The sequence below is a fragment of the Corynebacterium sp. KPL2861 genome (assembly GCF_040225475.1).
Classification (GTDB): Bacteria; Actinomycetota; Actinomycetes; order Mycobacteriales; family Mycobacteriaceae; genus Corynebacterium.
In genome coordinates, this window is record NZ_JBEHFW010000003.1 from 73,754 (window position 1) to 90,485 (window position 16,732).

General features: G+C 60.9%; 15 protein-coding genes. 8 read left to right on the forward strand and 7 right to left on the reverse strand.

The window, feature by feature from the left end:
• The first annotated feature begins 50 nt into the window (after window positions 1–50).
• Window positions 51–1,085, forward strand: coding sequence for an HNH endonuclease (locus ABRP84_RS03165; RefSeq protein ID WP_349852692.1), 1,035 nt, complete (start codon window positions 51–53; stop codon window positions 1,083–1,085).
• A gap of 245 nt (window positions 1,086–1,330) precedes the next feature.
• On the opposite strand, the gene rarD is transcribed toward ABRP84_RS03165, so the two are convergent.
• Window positions 1,331–2,206 carry an EamA family transporter RarD gene (gene rarD, locus ABRP84_RS03170; RefSeq protein WP_349852693.1) on the reverse strand — a complete coding sequence of 292 codons (876 nt, stop codon included), beginning with the start codon at window positions 2,204–2,206 and terminating at the stop codon, window positions 1,331–1,333.
• A gap of 45 nt (window positions 2,207–2,251) precedes the next feature.
• On the opposite strand from rarD, the gene dnaE reads away from it, so the two are divergent.
• Window positions 2,252–5,824 carry a DNA polymerase III subunit alpha gene (dnaE, locus tag ABRP84_RS03175; RefSeq protein ID WP_284784508.1) on the forward strand — a complete coding sequence of 1,191 codons (3,573 nt, stop codon included), beginning with the start codon at window positions 2,252–2,254 and terminating at the stop codon, window positions 5,822–5,824.
• Window positions 5,825–6,101: 277 nt separating this feature from the next.
• Here the strand turns inward: dnaE and ABRP84_RS03180 are convergent, their stop codons facing one another.
• On the reverse strand, window positions 6,102–7,970 hold the full coding sequence (locus ABRP84_RS03180) for a choice-of-anchor I family protein (protein WP_023023011.1): 1,869 nt from the start codon (window positions 7,968–7,970) through the stop codon (window positions 6,102–6,104).
• Window positions 7,971–8,092: 122 nt separating this feature from the next.
• Between ABRP84_RS03180 and ilvA the strand changes: the two genes are divergently transcribed.
• Genes ilvA through ABRP84_RS03200 form a run of 4 tightly spaced genes read left to right on the forward strand, consistent with a single transcriptional unit; the run spans window position 8,093 to window position 10,630 of the window.
• On the forward strand, window positions 8,093–9,361 hold the full coding sequence (gene ilvA, locus ABRP84_RS03185; protein WP_023023009.1) for a threonine ammonia-lyase IlvA: 1,269 nt from the start codon (window positions 8,093–8,095) through the stop codon (window positions 9,359–9,361).
• Window positions 9,361–10,005, forward strand: coding sequence for a YigZ family protein (locus ABRP84_RS03190; protein WP_023023007.1), 645 nt, complete (start codon window positions 9,361–9,363; stop codon window positions 10,003–10,005). Before ilvA ends, ABRP84_RS03190 begins: the two co-directional genes overlap by 1 nt.
• Window positions 10,002–10,241, forward strand: a complete 240-nt coding sequence (locus ABRP84_RS03195; RefSeq protein WP_005278507.1) for a hypothetical protein — start codon at window positions 10,002–10,004, stop codon at window positions 10,239–10,241. Before ABRP84_RS03190 ends, ABRP84_RS03195 begins: the two co-directional genes overlap by 4 nt.
• Window positions 10,241–10,630 carry an RNA-binding S4 domain-containing protein gene (locus ABRP84_RS03200; RefSeq protein WP_284769542.1) on the forward strand — a complete coding sequence of 130 codons (390 nt, stop codon included), beginning with the start codon at window positions 10,241–10,243 and terminating at the stop codon, window positions 10,628–10,630. The genes ABRP84_RS03195 and ABRP84_RS03200 overlap by 1 nt, the downstream gene beginning before the upstream one ends.
• Here ABRP84_RS03200 and ABRP84_RS03205 read toward each other — a convergent pair.
• From ABRP84_RS03205 to ABRP84_RS03220, 4 genes are all read right to left on the reverse strand, one after another.
• Window positions 10,627–11,625 carry a GTP pyrophosphokinase gene (locus ABRP84_RS03205; RefSeq protein ID WP_349852694.1) on the reverse strand — a complete coding sequence of 333 codons (999 nt, stop codon included), beginning with the start codon at window positions 11,623–11,625 and terminating at the stop codon, window positions 10,627–10,629. The two genes, ABRP84_RS03200 and ABRP84_RS03205, sit on opposite strands and share 4 nt — an antisense overlap.
• Before the next feature lie 10 nt (window positions 11,626–11,635).
• A complete protein-coding gene (locus tag ABRP84_RS03210) occupies window positions 11,636–12,253 on the reverse strand; it encodes a hypothetical protein (RefSeq protein WP_023023002.1) in 618 nt (205 codons plus the stop codon).
• A 72-nt stretch (window positions 12,254–12,325) separates the two neighbouring features.
• Entirely contained in the window at window positions 12,326–13,699 is a 1,374-nt protein-coding gene (locus tag ABRP84_RS03215; RefSeq protein ID WP_349852695.1) for an exonuclease domain-containing protein, read from the reverse strand.
• 101 nt (window positions 13,700–13,800) lie between these two features.
• Complete coding sequence (locus tag ABRP84_RS03220) at window positions 13,801–14,334, reverse strand: TetR family transcriptional regulator (protein WP_349852696.1); 534 nt, start codon at window positions 14,332–14,334, stop codon at window positions 13,801–13,803.
• A 161-nt stretch (window positions 14,335–14,495) separates the two neighbouring features.
• Here ABRP84_RS03220 and ABRP84_RS03225 point away from each other — a divergent pair, with 161 nt between their 5' ends.
• Together ABRP84_RS03225 and ABRP84_RS03230 are read left to right on the forward strand one after the other, a co-directional pair.
• Window positions 14,496–15,266, forward strand: coding sequence for a hypothetical protein (locus ABRP84_RS03225; RefSeq protein WP_349852697.1), 771 nt, complete (start codon window positions 14,496–14,498; stop codon window positions 15,264–15,266).
• Between the two features lie 118 nt (window positions 15,267–15,384).
• Complete coding sequence (locus ABRP84_RS03230; protein ID WP_349852698.1) at window positions 15,385–15,804, forward strand: hypothetical protein; 420 nt, start codon at window positions 15,385–15,387, stop codon at window positions 15,802–15,804.
• On the opposite strand, the gene ABRP84_RS03235 is transcribed toward ABRP84_RS03230, so the two are convergent.
• Window positions 15,791–16,690, reverse strand: coding sequence for a YbjN domain-containing protein (locus ABRP84_RS03235; RefSeq protein ID WP_349852699.1), 900 nt, complete (start codon window positions 16,688–16,690; stop codon window positions 15,791–15,793). The two genes, ABRP84_RS03230 and ABRP84_RS03235, sit on opposite strands and share 14 nt — an antisense overlap.
• Window positions 16,691–16,732 lie beyond the last annotated feature (42 nt).

Genomic DNA, 16,732 nt, shown 5'->3' on the forward strand with positions numbered 1-16,732 from the left:
CTGAACGCTTCGCCGCGCGGGGTGCGGGGTGCAGGCTTAGCATCGGGGGCATGGAACACATTCGGGCATATATTGCGGCTTTAAACTCGGCGATGGATATCCTCGCCGAGGCCGCTGATATGCCCGCCTCCGAGCTGACCGCCGCCGGCATGCCGGATGCCGCCGCCGAGTCGATAGCCCACCTCTCTCAGATCTATTTCGGGCCGACCAGTTTCACGCGCCGCCAGCGCCGGGCGGTCGAGGGAGCGCGGCGCAATGGGCATTCGCTGCCGACGTTGGAGGTCATCGAAAAGCACGCCCGCCGCGCGCCCACCCAAGCCCGCGCCTGGGCCCTGCGCGCTGAACTTGCCCAGGTATCCGCCGATACCCAGGCGATGGACAAGCTCGCCCGCAAGAAGGTGCGCGCGCTGCGCCCGCCGCGCGAGCCTAAACCAGGGGTGAGGCTGCGCCGCCGCGCCGCGGGCAAACCATGGACGCTAACGATTACAGGTAGCTCCAGCCTCGTCGCGGAGCTGCATAACCAAGCAGGCACGCTTGCCGATGTCGCAGCCCTCTTCCACTCCGGCGCCTCCACCTCCACCGTGCGCACCAACGTGGTAATCCCGCTGGATAAGTTGAGCGCCATCGCGCAGGGCGATAAAGACGTCACGGTCACCATGACCAACGGCGCGCAGATAAGTGGTACCGAGCTGGCCCAGCGCGCAATGGCGGAGGAAGGTTTTATCACTCTTCTCCACCCCGTGGAGGGGCCGGTGAACCTGTACCGCATGCGGCGCGGGGCAACGTGGAAGCAATTTATGATGGCGCCGCCGAAAACCCCGTCTGCCCGGCGCGCGGGTGCCACCGCCCAGCCGATGAGTGCCAAGTCCACCACATCTATAGCTGGGCCGGCGGCGGCTGGACCAATGCCAAGAACCTCACCGTCGCGTGCCCGCATCACAACGGCCGCAACGACGACGACCGCGCCGCCCGCCCCCGCAATGGCCGCTTCGAACGCGTGCACGGCGGCGTGCGGTGGATTAAACCCTGGCAGCCGCAACCGCCGGACCTCGTCGATACCGGGCCCAGTTAGCTCACAACGTTGAGCCGGGCCCAACCCTCAGCGCCGACTTTCCCGCCCGCGAATTCCTAAGCGCCGAGCTCATCCACCGCGCATTTCTGCGTGCCGTTTTTCGCGCTGCGCACTCCTGTGCGCAACGCCCCGTTGCCGCGCGCTTTTTGCGCACCCCTCTTCCACACCGCTAACTTTTGCGTGCCGTTTTCTCGCGCCGTGCACTACTGCGCGCGGCTCGCGCACCGTCTTTCGCGCTGCGAATTTCTGCGCGCAGGTTTACCTGCGCCGCGCACTCTTGCGCGGCGCGTTGTGGCGAACGCGGATGAGATCTGCAATGTAGATGCTGACTGCTACGCCGATGATGCCGAAGCCAATCCACCGGTGTGTGGAGAAGTGCTCTTGGGTGACAAAGAGTGCCCACAGCATCTGCATGATAGGGGTGAGGTATTGGAGCATGCCGATCGTCGACAAGCGCAGCGTCTGCGCGCCCTGGGCAAAGCACAATAGCGGCAGTGCGGTAATAAGGCCGGCGCTGATTAACAGCAGCATGTGTGGCGTGCCTTCCGCGGCGAACGTGCCGTGGCCCGCCTGCTCGATCCACACGATATAGGCGATGGCGACGGGGGAGACCACCAAAGACTCCGCAGCGACCGAGACCGCCGCCGATACCCGCACCTGCTTCTTGATGAGCCCGTAGATGCCAAACGATGCCGCCAACAGCAGCGAGATATACGGCGCTTGGCCGGTAAAGAAGGTCAGATACAGCACGGCGACTGCGGCAACGGCGACGGCGGTCGCCTGCCACGGTCGCAGCTGCTCCTTTAAGAAGATCATGCCGAGCGCCACCGATACTAGGGGGTTGATGAAATAGCCTAAAGCGGCATCGGCCACGTGATCGGTATTAATCGCCAGTACATAAGTACCCCAGTTGACCGTGATAAATACGCCCCCGGCGGCAAGCCAGCCCCACGTGCGCTTGTCCATGCGCACCAATTCGCGCCAGCCGCCGCTGAATATTAAAAATGCCGTGACGATAACCGCGGTCCACAACACGCGGTGGGCGAGGATTTCCAGCGGCGTGGCCGGCAGCAGGAGCGGGAAGAACGCGGGGAAGAACCCCCACATGATGTATGCGGCGAGCGTGTAGATCATCACCGCATAATATCGTCATCTTGACCACCCCGCTAAGATGACCGCATGGCCAAAAACTCCTCCTTCGTCCACCTGCATAACCATACCGAGTTCTCCATGCTGGACGGCATGGCCAAGGTCGATATGTTGGCTGATGAGGTGGTCAAGCAAAACATGCCCGCTGTGGGCATGACAGACCACGGCAATATGTATGGATCCGACGCCTTTTACAAGCGCATGACCAGCGCCGGGGTCAAACCCATCATCGGCATCGAGGCCTACATGGCCCCGGAATCGCGCTTTAATAAAAAGCGTGTGCTGTGGGGCACCCCCGACCAAAAGCGCGACGATGTCTCCGCCTCGGGCGCGTATTTGCACCAGACGATGATCGCGGAAAACGCCACCGGGCTGCGCAACCTGTTCACGCTGTCCTCGCTCGCCTCCTACGAGGGCCAGCTGGGCAAGTGGCCGCGCATGGACGCAGAACTCATCGCCGAGCATGCCGATGGCATCATCGCCACCACCGGCTGCCCCTCCGGCGACGTGCAGACCCGCCTGCGCCTCGGCCAATTCAACGAGGCCCTCGAGGCTGCGGCGATGTGGCAAGACATCTATGGCAAGGACAACTTCTTCTTGGAGTTGATGGACCATGGGCTGGACATCGAAAAGCGCACGCGCGATGGGCTGCTCGAAATCGGCCGTAAGCTGGACCTGCCGCCGCTGGTGACCAATGACTGCCACTACGTGCTGGAATCCCAGGCGCCGGCGCACGAAGCCATGCTGTGCGTGCAGACCGGTAAGACGTTCATGGACCCAGACCGCTTCAAGTTCGGCGGTACCGGCTACTACATCAAGTCCGCCGCGCAGATGCGCGATACCTGGGATGACCTGATTCCAGATGGCTGCGATAACACCCTGTGGATTGCCGAGCGCGTGCAAGACTACAGCGAGGTGTGGGAAGAACACACCCACGACCGCATGCCCATTGCCGATGTCCCCGAGGGCCACACCCCCACCTCCTGGCTGACCCACGAGGTGATGGAGGGGCTGCAGCGGCGGTTCCCCGGGCGCGATGTACCGGAGGAGTATATCGAGCGCGCCAAGTACGAGATTTCCGTGATTGAGATGAAGGGCTACCCGTCCTACTTCCTCATTGTGGCGGAGCTTATTAAGTATGCGCGTTCGGTGGGCATCCGTGTCGGGCCCGGTCGTGGTTCTGCGGCGGGCGCGCTCGTGGCCTACGCGCTGACCATTACCAATATTGATCCGCTGGAACACGACCTGCTCTTCGAGCGCTTTTTGAACCCCGAGCGCCCGTCCGCGCCCGATATCGATATCGACTTCGACGATCGCCGCCGCGGCGAGATGATTACCTATGCCGCCGAGCGCTGGGGCGAGGACAAGGTTGCCCAGGTTATTACCTTCGGCACGGTGAAAACCAAGCAGGCCATCAAGGACTCCGCCAAGGTGCACTTTGGCCAGCCGGGCTTCCAGATGGCCGACCGCATCAACGGCGCGCTGCCCCCGGCGATTATGGCGAAGGATATTCCGCTGCGGGGCATTACCGACCCCGACCACGAGCGCTATTCCGAGGCCGCCGAGGTCCGCCAGATGGTGGAAACCGACCCGGATGTGAAAAAGATTTATGACACCGCGCGCGGCTTGGAAGGCGTCGTCCGCCAAGCTGGCGTGCACGCCTGCGCGGTGATTATGGCCTCCGTGCGGTTGATGGACCACATCCCGATGTGGAAGCGGCCTGCCGATGGCGCCTATATCACCGGCTGGGATTACCCCGCCTGCGAGGCCATTGGCCTGTTGAAGATGGACTTTCTGGGCCTGCGCAACCTCACCGTTATTGGCGATGCCATCGAAAACATCAAGCGCAACCGCGGCGAAGAAGTACAGCTCGAGCAGCTGCATGCCGATGACCCCAAGGTCTCCAAGGTCTATGACTTGCTCTCGCGCGGGGATACCTTGGGTGTGTTCCAGCTGGACTCCGGCGGTATGCAGGAGCTGCTCAAGCGCATGAAGCCTACCGGCTTCAAAGATATCGTGGCCTCCCTGGCCCTGTATCGCCCCGGCCCGATGGGTGTGAACGCCCACTGGGACTACGCCGACCGCAAGAACGGGCGCAAGGAAATCACCCCGATTCACCCTGAGCTCGAGGAGCCGCTGAAGGAAATCCTGGATGAGACGTACGGTCTCATCGTCTACCAGGAGCAGATCATGCGTATCTCGCAGAAGGTGGCGAATTACACCGCCGGCGAGGCGGACGGCTTCCGTAAGGCGATGGGTAAGAAAAAGCCCGAGGTCCTGGCCCAGCAATACGATAAATTCTGGGGCGGCATGCAAGAAAATGGCTACTCCAAATCCGCCATGGATGCGCTGTGGGGGACCATCGAGCCCTTCGCGTCGTACGCGTTTAACAAGTCCCACGCCGCGGGCTACGGGTTGGTCTCGTTCTGGACTGCCTACCTCAAGGCCTACTACGCGCCGGAATACATGGCGGCGCTACTAACCTCTGTGGGCGATAAGAAAGATAAGTCCGCCATCTACCTGTCGGACTGCCGCCACTTGGGCATTAACGTCTTACCGCCTTCGGTCAATGAGTCCGAAGAAGACTTCCAGGCTGTGGGCGAGGATATTCGCTTCGGCATGGGCGCTATCCGCAACGTGGGCTCTGAAGTGGTCGAATCCATCATCGCCTCGCGCAAGGCAAAGGGGGCGTTTACCTCCTTTAGCGATTACCTCGACAAGATCGACCTTGCGGCGTGTTCCAAGCGAGTGACCGAGGCGCTGATTAAGGCCGGTGCCTTTGATGATTTCCAGCAGCCGCGCAAGGGGCTGATGCTTATTCACGAGGACGCCGTCGATGCCGTGCAGACCACCAAGAAGGCGGCCGATAAGGGGCAATTCGACCTCTTTGCCGGCTTTGGCGGTGGCGACGATGCCTCCTCGGAGGGCGCCTTTGCCATTGATGTGCCGGACGATTCATGGGATCGCAAGCACGAGTTGGCGCTAGAGCGAGAGATGCTGGGCCTCTACGTTTCTGGCCACCCACTCGATGGTTTCGAAGAGGCCCTGGCTGCACAGACCAATACGCCGTTGACAAAGATCCTCAACGATGAGGTGCACAATGGGCAGGAACTCATCATCGGCGGCATCATTTCCGGTGTGGACCGCCGCTTTTCTAAGCGCGATGGTTCCCCGTGGGCGATTGTCACGGTAGAAGACCACAACGGCGCGCAGGTAGAGATCTTGGTGTTCAATAAGGTCTATTCGCTGGCGGCGCCGCATATTGTGGAAGACAACATTATCTTGGCGCGCGTCAACGTGAAGGTGCGCGATGAGCGCCGGTCGCTGTTTTGTTCCGATATTCGCGTTCCCGAGCTGGGCCCGGGCGGTGGCGCGAGCCTGCCGCTGCGCCTGACCATGCGCACGGACCAGTGCACGATGGAAAATATCGCCCGACTCAAGCAGGTCTTGGTTAAAAACCACGGTGAGTCCGATGTGTACCTTGAACTTGTCGAGGGCGACCAATCCACCACCATGGTCCTCGGTGAGCACCTCCGCGTGGAACGATCGGGCAACCTTATGGGAGACCTGAAGGCCACGATGGGTGCAGGTATTTTGGGATAGAAACTCTCCTGCACCTTCTATGGACACTGTTACCGCCGCTCAGAGAAAGCAATTTCGCTGCACCTGCGGTAACGGTGGGCCAATTGTGAAGACCGCTCGCGTGCAGAGGAATAATCGCGTCTGTCTCAGAAGTTGGCGTGCCGTCCACGACTCGGATTTGTGAAATCGCACAAGCTCCCGCGCGATTACCGCTGGCAATGCAGTACAAGCGGAGCAAGTAGGCGGTGGCTGAAGAGCTGATTGCTCGCCCCAATCGCCACCGCTTTAATACCGAAATCTACGGAAGTAGCTGGCGGACCGGTTCTGGAAGCATCTTATAGAACTGATCGGCTACCTGCGGCATGAAGTGCAGAACACCACTCAACATGGCGCCGAGTGCAATGATGCCAGCGATGATTCCAACGCCCTTCGCGATGCTGCTGGAACCGTCATCAGGCAGCCATGCCCCGAGGGCATCGTCAGGAGCCTCGCCGTCTTCATCCTGGGAGCCACCGACAAGATCGGCGACAGAAAAGATCGTAGTGGTCCCGGACACCTCGTTGCCGGCGATAAGGAGGGCATCGTCAGTAGGCGAGTCTTCCTTGCCAACGAACGCCAACCCCTCTGGGCCCAAGTCGCCGGCCAAGCTGGTGGCGGCAACATTGTCCTCGTCGTAGTCCACGGCGAAATCGCGGTTGTTGGTATAGGTGACGAACTCGGCATGAGCTGGGTCGGTGACGTCGTAGACGAAGATGCCGCCCACGCGCTCCATGCCGATGAAGGCATAGGTGCGATCGCCAACTGTTCCAATCGTCAGGGCTTCCGGTTCGGGGCCTTTATTATTCGAGCGATCGTCAAAGTCGGGGTCTTCGTTATCGGCATTGAAGTTAAGTCCCTCGATGTCCTTGGTGATTTCCTCGAAGTCGGAACCGGAATCGAAGACGACGTTGCCCTCAGCATCGTAAATGCTAAAGGAGCGGGACCCGAAGGAATACAGGCCATCGAAGCAGCCCTTTTCCTCATTCCACCCAGAGGCATTGCTCAACTTGAGGTTGCCGGCGTATTTCTTGTCCTCGATGCCTTCTGGCAGATCGACGGAATCACAGACCTGGCCTTCTTCAACGAGCTCTTTCAGTTTGACCTCATCGGTGTAGCCGCCCCAATCGCGGGCATCGCCCTCATTGGCGGTGGCGAAGTAGGTCTGGCCGTTGGTCTGAAAGGCACCGATCGAATCCGGCATGGATAGCCCATGCACAGGGATCGTGCGCAGCTTTGCCTCGCCGTCCTTATTGGAGGGATCGATGGGGACAACGGAGTGATCCGCGATATGGGCGGGCAGCACCTTTTCTACAGTGGCGGAGGCGATATCGACCACGCCGATGGCGTTATTTTCTTGCAAGGTGACATAGGCCTTGCCATCGGCGGAAGAAATATACTCCGGCTCGAAGTCGAGCGAAGGCTTATTGTGGTGGTTTTCTGGGCCAAAGACGCGAATGGACGGGTCGAGTTCTGCATCTGGGCCGTCGAAGGCGCGGAAATCAGCGGTGCGGACATCCGCAGCGGAGGGGGCCTGGACGCCGTCTGGCAGGGAGATGACCGATACAGTACCTTCTGGATCTTTTGCGTATTCGGTGCCATCAGTGGTGAGTTCATCGGAGGGCTCGCCCTCATTCGCGGTCAATGCATAGGCACCGTCTTTGGTGATGTGCACGTTATCTGGCAGCGCGCCGAGCGGTACGCGGCCGAGCTCGTTGCCGGAGGAGGCATCGAAAATCAAGGCTTCACCGTTTTCGGTCTTGTCTGCCTGCTGCACGGCGGCGATGGCGAGGCCATCGGGGCGCACGGCCACGGAGTTGATTTCCTTATCGCCGCCGGCGGAAACCTCAGCAACCTTGGTGGGGTTGGCGGGATCGGAGGCATCCAGGATATCCACCTTGCCCGATTGCGCATTCACCGTGAGAATGCGCTGGGAGTCGGCGTGGTAGGCCACGATTTCCGCTGCTGATTTGCCCATCACCCCAGCCTCATAGGAGCCGATGGGGCTTAGTTTTACCGCAGCATCGTCGGCGGAGCGTTCTAAAACATTATCGACGATATGCGCGTTGGCGGCCGGGGCGCAGCTGAGCGCAAGGCAGGCAGCCACGCCGATGGAGGTGCGCTTAAACATAGAGAGAGTCCTTTCTTGTGGAGCACTCCATTGTCTCCAAACCACGTAACAGTGACGCTAAACCGGAATGAAATCTAGGTGAATCGGTCGAGCACTAGGTAGGGCGGGTAGACTCTGCAATCATGACTGAATCGACCATCCACGCATCCGATATCCAGCAGGCACAGGCACGCATCAGCTCCGAAATCGCGCCGACGCCGCTGCAGTATTGCCCCCGGCTTTCTGCGGAAACGGGCTGTGAGGTCTATTTAAAGCGCGAGGATCTCCAGGACGTGCGCTCGTATAAGATACGCGGCGCGCTCAATAGCATCTCCAGCTTGTCGCAGGAGGAGCGGGAGCGGGGCATCGTGACGGCATCGGCAGGCAACCATGCACAAGGCGTGGCCTATGCGTGCCGCACCATGGGGATTCCGGGCAAGATTTTCGTCCCGGAGCCCACGCCCATGCAAAAGCGCGACCGCATCCACGTGCACGGCGGAGACCAAGTGGAACTCGTAGTAGTGGGTGCCAACTTTGACGAGGCCGCGGCCGCCGCGCATGCCGATGCCTCCGAGCGCCACGCCACCTTCATCGAGCCCTTCGATGCTCGCGATACCATCATCGGCCAGGGCACCGTCGCCGCGGAGGTCTTGGCACAGCTTTCGGCAAAGGGCGCCTCGGTCGATACCATCGTCGTTCCCGTCGGCGGCGGCGGGCTGATTTCTGGCATCACCTCCTATATGGCGGATATGGCACCGCACGCGAAGGTGGTGGGGGTGGAGCCGGAAGGGGCGGCATCGCTAAGAGCAGCCTTCCGCAATGGCGGGCCGGTGGCGCTAGAGAGCGTGGATCCGTTTGTCGACGGCGCGGCGGTCAAGCGCCTGGGCTCGCTGCCGTATGAGATTTTGGAGGCCAACCAATCGCGCCTGCACTGGGACACGGTCTCTGAGGGGGCGGTGTGCACGGACCTGCTCAACCTGTACCAAAATGAGGGTATTATCGCCGAGCCCGCCGGTGCGCTGTCCGTGGCCGGGCTGCAGCGGGTGCCGCTAGAGCCGGGTTCGACGGTGGTCTGCGTGATTTCTGGGGGCAATAATGACGTGTTGCGCTACGCCGAAATCATGGAGCGCTCGCTGGTGCACCGCGGCCTGAAGCACTACTTCTTGGTCAATTTCCCGCAGGAACCGGGCCAGCTGCGCCACTTCCTGTCTGAAATCCTGGGCCCCAGCGATGACATCACGCTCTTCGAGTACCTCAAGCGCAATAACCGCGAAACTGGTGCCGCGCTGGTGGGCATTCAGCTTAGCCGCGCCGAGGACCTGGCGGGGCTGAAGGAGCGGATGGCCGAGTCCAAGATCTCGGTGCAGCACCTGCAGCCGAATACCCCCGAGTACGATTTCTTGGTGGCCTAATGCGCGATACCTATCGGCGCCCCACCGGCCAGGTGGAACACGAAATTGAGATCAAACGCTCGCGGTTTATTACCCTGATCGGCCGAGTCACGAACGAGGAAGAAGTACGGGCGTTTATCGATGCCGCCCGCCAGCGCTTTCCCGATGCCCGCCACCATTGCTCCGCCTATGTCTACCACGTCGACGATGCGAACCCCGTGGAACGTTCCTCCGATGATGGCGAGCCTTCCGGGACGGCCGGAAAGCCCATGTTGGATGTGGTAAAGGGCTCTGGAATGCTCGATATTTGCGCGGTGGTCGTGCGCTACTTCGGCGGCATCAAGTTGGGTGCGGGTGGACTTGTGCATGCCTATGGCGGGGCGGTCAGCGAGGCCATGGAAAAGGTCGAGGCGGTCATCCGGGCGCGCCGGGAGCTTTATACGGTGGAATGCCCACACGCCACGGCCGGGCGCTTCGAAGCGGATTTGCGCGGGCGCGGCATCGATATCACCGATACCGAGTACGGTGCAGCCGTAACCTTTACCGTCGCCGTGCGCCCGGGAAGGCTCGATGAGCTCCAGGCGATGCTCGCCGCGCTTTCCCAAGGCGAAATCAGCGCGCGCGAAGCAGGCTCTGCCTGGGTTGAGGTAGGATCTGGGTCATGACTATGCAGCAGCGACCGAATAACCCCATTGCGCAGCGCAAGCAGCAGGTGCGCAAGCACTCCCGCAACGCCGTTATTTCCGTTGCCGGTGGCCTCGGCGCAGGAGTTGTTTTAGGTGTGCTATCTGCTAATTTGGCCGCTTGGATGGTTTTGGGCCTTATCATCGCCGTGGTGGGTGGCGGATATAACTGGTTGAAGATCCGCAAAATCGTCAACGAGAACCATAATAATTATTAATGCCTACCCCGCAGCCAAGCGGCCGCCCCGTCCGGATTGATGCTTGGGTATGGGCGGTGCGCATGTTCAAAACCCGCTCCGCCGCGGCCACTGCGGTGCGCGCCGGGCACGTGAAAATCAACGGTGAAGCGGTCAAACCGGCGCAACAAGTCGTGCCAGGCGATAGGGTGCGCGTGTGGCGCAACCACCATGAGCACGATTTGGAGGTGCTGGCTACCGTCGCCAAGCGCGTGGGCGCGCCGGTGGCGCGCACCTGCTATACCGATCACGCGCCTCCGCCACCGCCCAAGGAATTCCAGCCCGCGGTGCCGGTGCGTCCCCGCGGCGCGGGCCGGCCAACAAAAAAGGAGCGCCGCGATATGGAAAAATTCCGCGGCGGATTCCGCTAAGAGTTTGCGCGCAGCGCCTTAAGGCGCGCGTTCAGGCGGCGCCGCCGGCCGGCGCGGTCGCCAGATTCAGCGGTGGCTTCGATGTGCTGCTTGCCAAACTTATTGAGCAGCAGATCATCGATAAGGCGCACTTGGCCGGGCCGAAAGCGATAGCGCATGGTGTCGTGGACGTGGGCAATGGCGTCATCGTCAAGCAGCTGCTCGAGCTGGTCCAAGGACCGGATATCGTTTTCCTCCAAGATTTCCGCGAGGAAGCGGTAGTGCTCCGAGCGTGAAAGCGGGAATCGATTGCCCAAAATGATGGCTAGGACGCCAGGTAAGGTTTCCGGAGTAAGCTCCACGTCCGTATCCGCCTCCGTGCGCGGGGCTTTGAGCGCGGCGATCTCATCGAATTGCTGATCAGCCAATTCGATGAGGCCGGCGGCCAGTGTAAATAGGCGGTCCACCTCAGGCGAGGGCGGGGTAGGGCCCTGCTTATAGCGGATATCGTGCTCGAATTCCGCCCATGCGTGCTGCAGCACGGTGCGAATTTGTACCTCAAAGGTCCAGCCCACGAAATCGGCGAGCTCCTCCATGGCCGCCGCACTATCGTCGGTCACGGTGAGCACCAGGTGGTGGGAGCCGTACCCAAAGCCGCCGGAAATGCGGGTCTCGGCCGCCTTATCCACAGAGCGCACGACCTTGAAGGACTCGCCCAGCACGTCTAGCGCATTGGGAATGATGGTGGAGTGGTACAGAGTAACGCGCACGCCCATGACATCGTGGATATCGTCCCACGGGGTGGGGTAAATGAAATCGCCGTCCTCGCCCCGCTTCTTGGCCTTGCGCTTGAGTGAGGACCACGTCTTGACGCGGGTCGATACCCGGTCAAAGATGATGCCTGCGTCATTGAGCAGATCCTCGATGGCGGTGCGAAAATCCTCCGCCGCCGTGGGGTGGCTGCGGGTCCAGGCATGGTACTGATTGCTCAGCCGCGACATCCTGCTTTCCGCCATGGTGCTCCTCTCATAATTCGCGGGGAAATCCGTTAGACCATACTAGCGGGCGCGAATGTAAAACGGTGCGATGGCGGGGAAGTTGTTCGGCGGCGGCGCGCGCGAGGTCGCGGGCATACTCATCGGGTAGGTGGGCGAAGACGAAAACCGTCGCGGAATCCGGCACCAGGTAGGTCAAAGAATGCGAGCGCATGAGGCGGCGCATGTGTTTATCCAGCACGGTGAAGGTTTCTGGGTGGGCCAACCACGAAGAAATCGGGGCGCCGTGGGAGCGAACTTGCAGGCCGCCAAAAGGCGCTGCGGCAGGCAGGGTGCAGTGGGCCGGGCGCGTCCAAAAGCGCAGGCCCTGCGAATCGAGCGCGGCGCGCTGCAGATTCAGTGAGGCACAATTCCACGCTTGGCGGGTTGAGACATCCAAGTCCGCGAGGCCGCGGTGGCTGAGCCTGCGAAAAGTGCGCTGCCCGGGAAAGACCAGCGCCATCGACAGGTTGGGTGAAAGCTGGATGGTAGCAAGGGAGTCGCAAAAGCCGTCATCGGAAAGCCGCTGGTGTTTAATCCACGACCGCGCGAAAAGCGCCGGCAGTAAATTAGTGGTGGTGGGGCGGGGTGCGTCGAGCGTAAGGGTCATGGCGATTTCTCCAAGGTAGTGCGTATCCGCCCCTATTGGACTGGAGAAATGGCCGGGTGGTTCCCTGCGGGTTTAAAAAGGCGGCTCGGCATCGAGCTCCAGCTCAGAAAAGAGCTGGGCGCCGGACCACATGGTGATGTCCTGGCCCTTTTCTTGCAGCTCTTCGGCGCGCTTTTCTTTGGAGGTCTTCTTTGCCCATTCGCCGACGACGAGCAGCGTGGTCTTCTTGGTGACGTTTTTGCCCACTTGCCCGCCGCGCTTGGCGATTCCCTGCCACAGCAGCCCCTTATCGTACGGCTCGAAATCGCCGGTCAGGGTGACGTGCTGGCCGTAGAGCGCGCCCTTTGGATCGGCATCGGGATTGGGATCTGGGATGGTATCCGGGGTGGCCACGGCCTGCCACGGCGCCCGGCCGGAAGAGGCGGGCTTTTTGCTGGTTCCCGCGGACCGGGTGGAATCGCGGAAATCGGTACCGGCGCCCAGATCGTCGCCGGAGGTGGGCGCGGTATGCGCGCGCAGGACCGGCAGGATGGCCGAGGATTCGAGGCGGCCGAGGCTAAACTCCCGGCTGGTAAAGAGATCAGTGATGCTTCCGGTATGCCCGAAGCGTTGGGCCAGCCCGGTGATGATGGTGCCGGCGGCGCGGGCGTCCTCGGTGGCATCGTGGTGGGTAAAAGAGGCGCCGCCAAGGTGTTTCACCACGGTGGGAAGCTTGTGATTGGCCACCGAAATAACACCTTGCTTTGAAGCGTCGCGGGACAAAGCGAGCGAGCAGGCCAGCGGGACGGTGGGGACATCGGCTCCGGCGGCCAGCAATCCGGAGCGCAGCGCGGAAGAATCGAATTGGACATTGTGCGCGACGATGACATCGCTGCCGATGAAATCAAAGAGCTCTGCGGCCGCTGTGGCAAAGGGTATGGCACCTTCGACATCGGCGGCGGTAATCCCATGGATGGAGATATTGATTTCGGCAAAGTGCTCCAAGCCTGGGGGAGGGGTGCACAGCCACGACTGGGCCGCGGTTTCTTGGCCATCGCGGTAACGCACAGCGCCGATCTGGCAGATGGACCCCCAATTATCATTGGCGGTCTCCACATCAACCGCGACGAAATCAAGCCCTGGGTTTACTTCGCTAGCGGTTGGGGTTGCAGCTGCTGCGGGTTCGGGTGCGGCTTCCGCCGGTGCGTCGCCCTTTTGTGCCGCCTCAATGGCGCGCGCCACGCGGTGGGGATCCTGGTGCGGGGCGAAGGCAATGCTGCCGGCGCTGCCCAGGGCCAGTGAACCAAACCCGGTGGCGGTGGGTTCGTGGGCGCGCAGGTCATCGATGGCATCGAGCGCGATTTCTGCGGTGGCAGGCGCGCCCAAGCTGCGGGAGAGCAGGCTGCGGTGAAGCACGATTTTTTCCGCAGTGACATCGATGAATACGCCATGCGCGGGATACGACACGAAAATGGCCTTTCTTCTGAGGTGACAATCTAAGGAGGGCTGCTGCACAGAGATCGTACTCGCTTGTGTTTATGGGAAATCCGCCGCGGGGGTGAAATGTTTTAATCCGCCCCGCTGTGCTGCAAACCGGCATTAATAATCCGCACGCCATGCACCAAATCGGCGCGGTAGTCGGCCGCGGTGGTCCCACCGGTGGTTTCTAGCAGTTGGCGCTGGGATTGCTCGAGCAGCGTGGCGCCCAACACGAGGTGCACGGCAGAAAGGGCGGCGGCCTTGCGGGCAGTATCATCGAAATCGGGGCAGGTGGCGGAGCTAAACTGCGCGACGAGGTGATCCCAGGCCTGGGAATCCGGCTGGGAGAGGCCGGCAATGGCAACCTCCGCTCCATCGCGCCGGGCTAGGAGCAATTCGCGCAGGTGCAGGCTAATCTCTTCCAGCGTGGAACCGGCGACGGGGGCGATAATATCTTCGGCAAGAGCGGCAATGAGCGCCTGCTTATTGGCGATGTGCCAATACAGCGCCCCCGGAGCAACGCCGAGGGAGGAAGCGACGCGGCGCATGGTGACATCGGCAAGCCCATAAGTATTCAATAGGGTCGTGGCGGCCTCGATGATGCTCTCGCGATGTAGTTGCACAGTGGAAATTGTACGTGTTTCACCGCGGCAAGGAATAGCTCACAGGTACTTTTAAGACTGCAATAATGTCCCTTGCAAACTTGCATTGTTAGGATTGCGGGGACAAAAGAACCCGTCGTGAGGCGGCTTCGCATTCGAAAGAACGATTCAGGAGCTCTCCCTTGTCCTTTTTGACCCCTGCAAAGAAGTCCCTTTTCGCGGTCGCTATGGTTGCCCCGCTTGCCTTAGCTGCATGTAGCTCGGACGATGAGGACGATTCGACGAAGACCACGTCGTCTTCGTCTGCTTCCTCCTCCTCTGAGACCTCCGCGAAGGAATCGGCGAAAAAGTCTGAGGACAAAGACGCCGATAAGGACAAGAAGAAGGAAAAGGAAGAAAAGGGCAAGAAAAAGACTGCCGAGGAGCCTAAGAACAAGGGCGACGAAGGCGGCAATGAGGGCGCCAACGCGAACCCCATTGAGAATGAGGACGATCCCTTCGCCAACGCCCAGGACATCAAGCCCATTGAAGGTGGGCAAGAAGCAAGCGATGGCGATAAGCAGGCCATTGAGCAGCTGGTGCGCGGGCAGCATGAGATTGACAATGTTAAGGACTACTTTGGATACATGCCTGCCCACGCCTGCAAGGCCGTGCGCGAAGGTGAGTCCGGGGATTTCCAGCAGTACCTCAACTACGTCGATAGCCTGCCCAACCAGTCCTTTGCGGAATACGCAAACTCCATGCGCCAGCAAAGCCAGGGCAATGCCAAGATCAACGAGTTCGCCGACCAGCTAGAGGCCATCCCTACCTCCACCAAGCTGGAATCGATCAATGACGTTGTGGTCAATGGCGATGATGCCTCCGCTACCGTGAGCGTGTCGAACCCGGACGGTACCGATACCTCCACCGTTCGTTTCCGCCGCGAGGACGGTAACTGGACCTTCTGTAACTAAATTGTCTTTCCGCCAAGCTCGCTTGCCCCGCACTCTCGGTTTCGGTGCGGGGCTCCTCGCGTGTTCCCTGTTTGTTTTCGGCATCTGTGGCGCGCTCTGGGGGTTTATGCGCCCTACGATGACCGGCCATGCTGTCGACGGTGGCGGCTACGCCATTGAAGCCGCGGGCAACGCGCAATTCGTCGCATTTATGACCTTTGCACTCGTCACGGGTTTCTTGGGGCTGTGCCTCGGACTGGCCGCATTCGCGCAGCGTCGCGGGCGTGGTCTCACGATGCTGCTGTGGGTAGGGCTGTGCGCGCTTACCGGTGCCGCTTCCTTCTACGTCTTTGGTGGCATCACCGCAACGCACCCGCCGGACAGCCCCGGGGACGTCGTGGAGTTTGCGCCGAATTTTTCGCCCGCCGTGGCCTGGGCGGTAGCCCCATTTTTGGCCATGTTTTCCTATTGGTGCACCGCGTTTATTAGCTCCGACGCGGACTGGGAGACGGCTGGCAAAGAGGCCAGTGCGCAAAGGGAAGTAGCTACGCCCACTTAACCGGGGAGCTGCCACAGAATTCCCGCGCGATGTCATCGATTGCGTGCAGGATCGCATCGAGGCTGTGGCTTAAAACCCGCAGCAGCTGGCCTTGGTGAAGGCCCGCCCCGGTCAGGGTCGGCACATCGACGTGGATGTGGAGGCCCTCGTCGGTGGAGCGGCAGTAGGCGGTGGCGCTGTGGTTTGCCCGGTTCCAGTCATTGCAGATCAAAAACAAACGGGTGAATTCGTCCTCATCCGCATTCAGGTCCCACCGGCCTGTGATGATGAGGCTAGGCCCAGAGTCGAGGGTAAAGGTGCAGGCGATGGAGTTGACGAGGGCAAATAGGCAGATTTCACCATCGCTATGGAAGCGGTCGATGCCTATTTGCGGTAGAGCGGCCGCGAGGAGATCCAAGGTGAACGCGGGCGGTGTAGCGGTATCGTTTTGAGCCAGCATTAGATCTGGTTCTTGGGCCAGGGCCGGAAACTCGCGCGTTGCCACGCTGATGAGCACCTCTGCGCCGTTGAGTGCGGCGGGCACAAAAGCGGCCAATTGATCGTGCGTTGGTGCAGTTCCAGTGCTGAAGTGGCTCTGCCCACACAGCACCAGCGACCCGGCCTCGTCATAGTCCAGCACGGCGGTGGGGTAGAGGCAATCGGCATTCCAACTGGTGATAAATCGGGACAGCGCGGCGGCCTCGCCCAAGTCAACCGCGCCGCGCAGAGTGGTGTGCAGGTGGACAACCACATCGTCGGTCTGCGACACAAAGACCAGCGTGGACCCCGCCTGCCCATGGGAAATGACGAGTTCTCCAGTAGGTAGCGCCCAATAGGAAAAATCAAGCTCGCGGACGATGGCGCGCAGGTGCCGCTCAAGACTGGTGGATTCAAATTCGATCATCATGCACCGCACACTCGCCTTCGCTGGAAGTTGATTTTGAGTCTA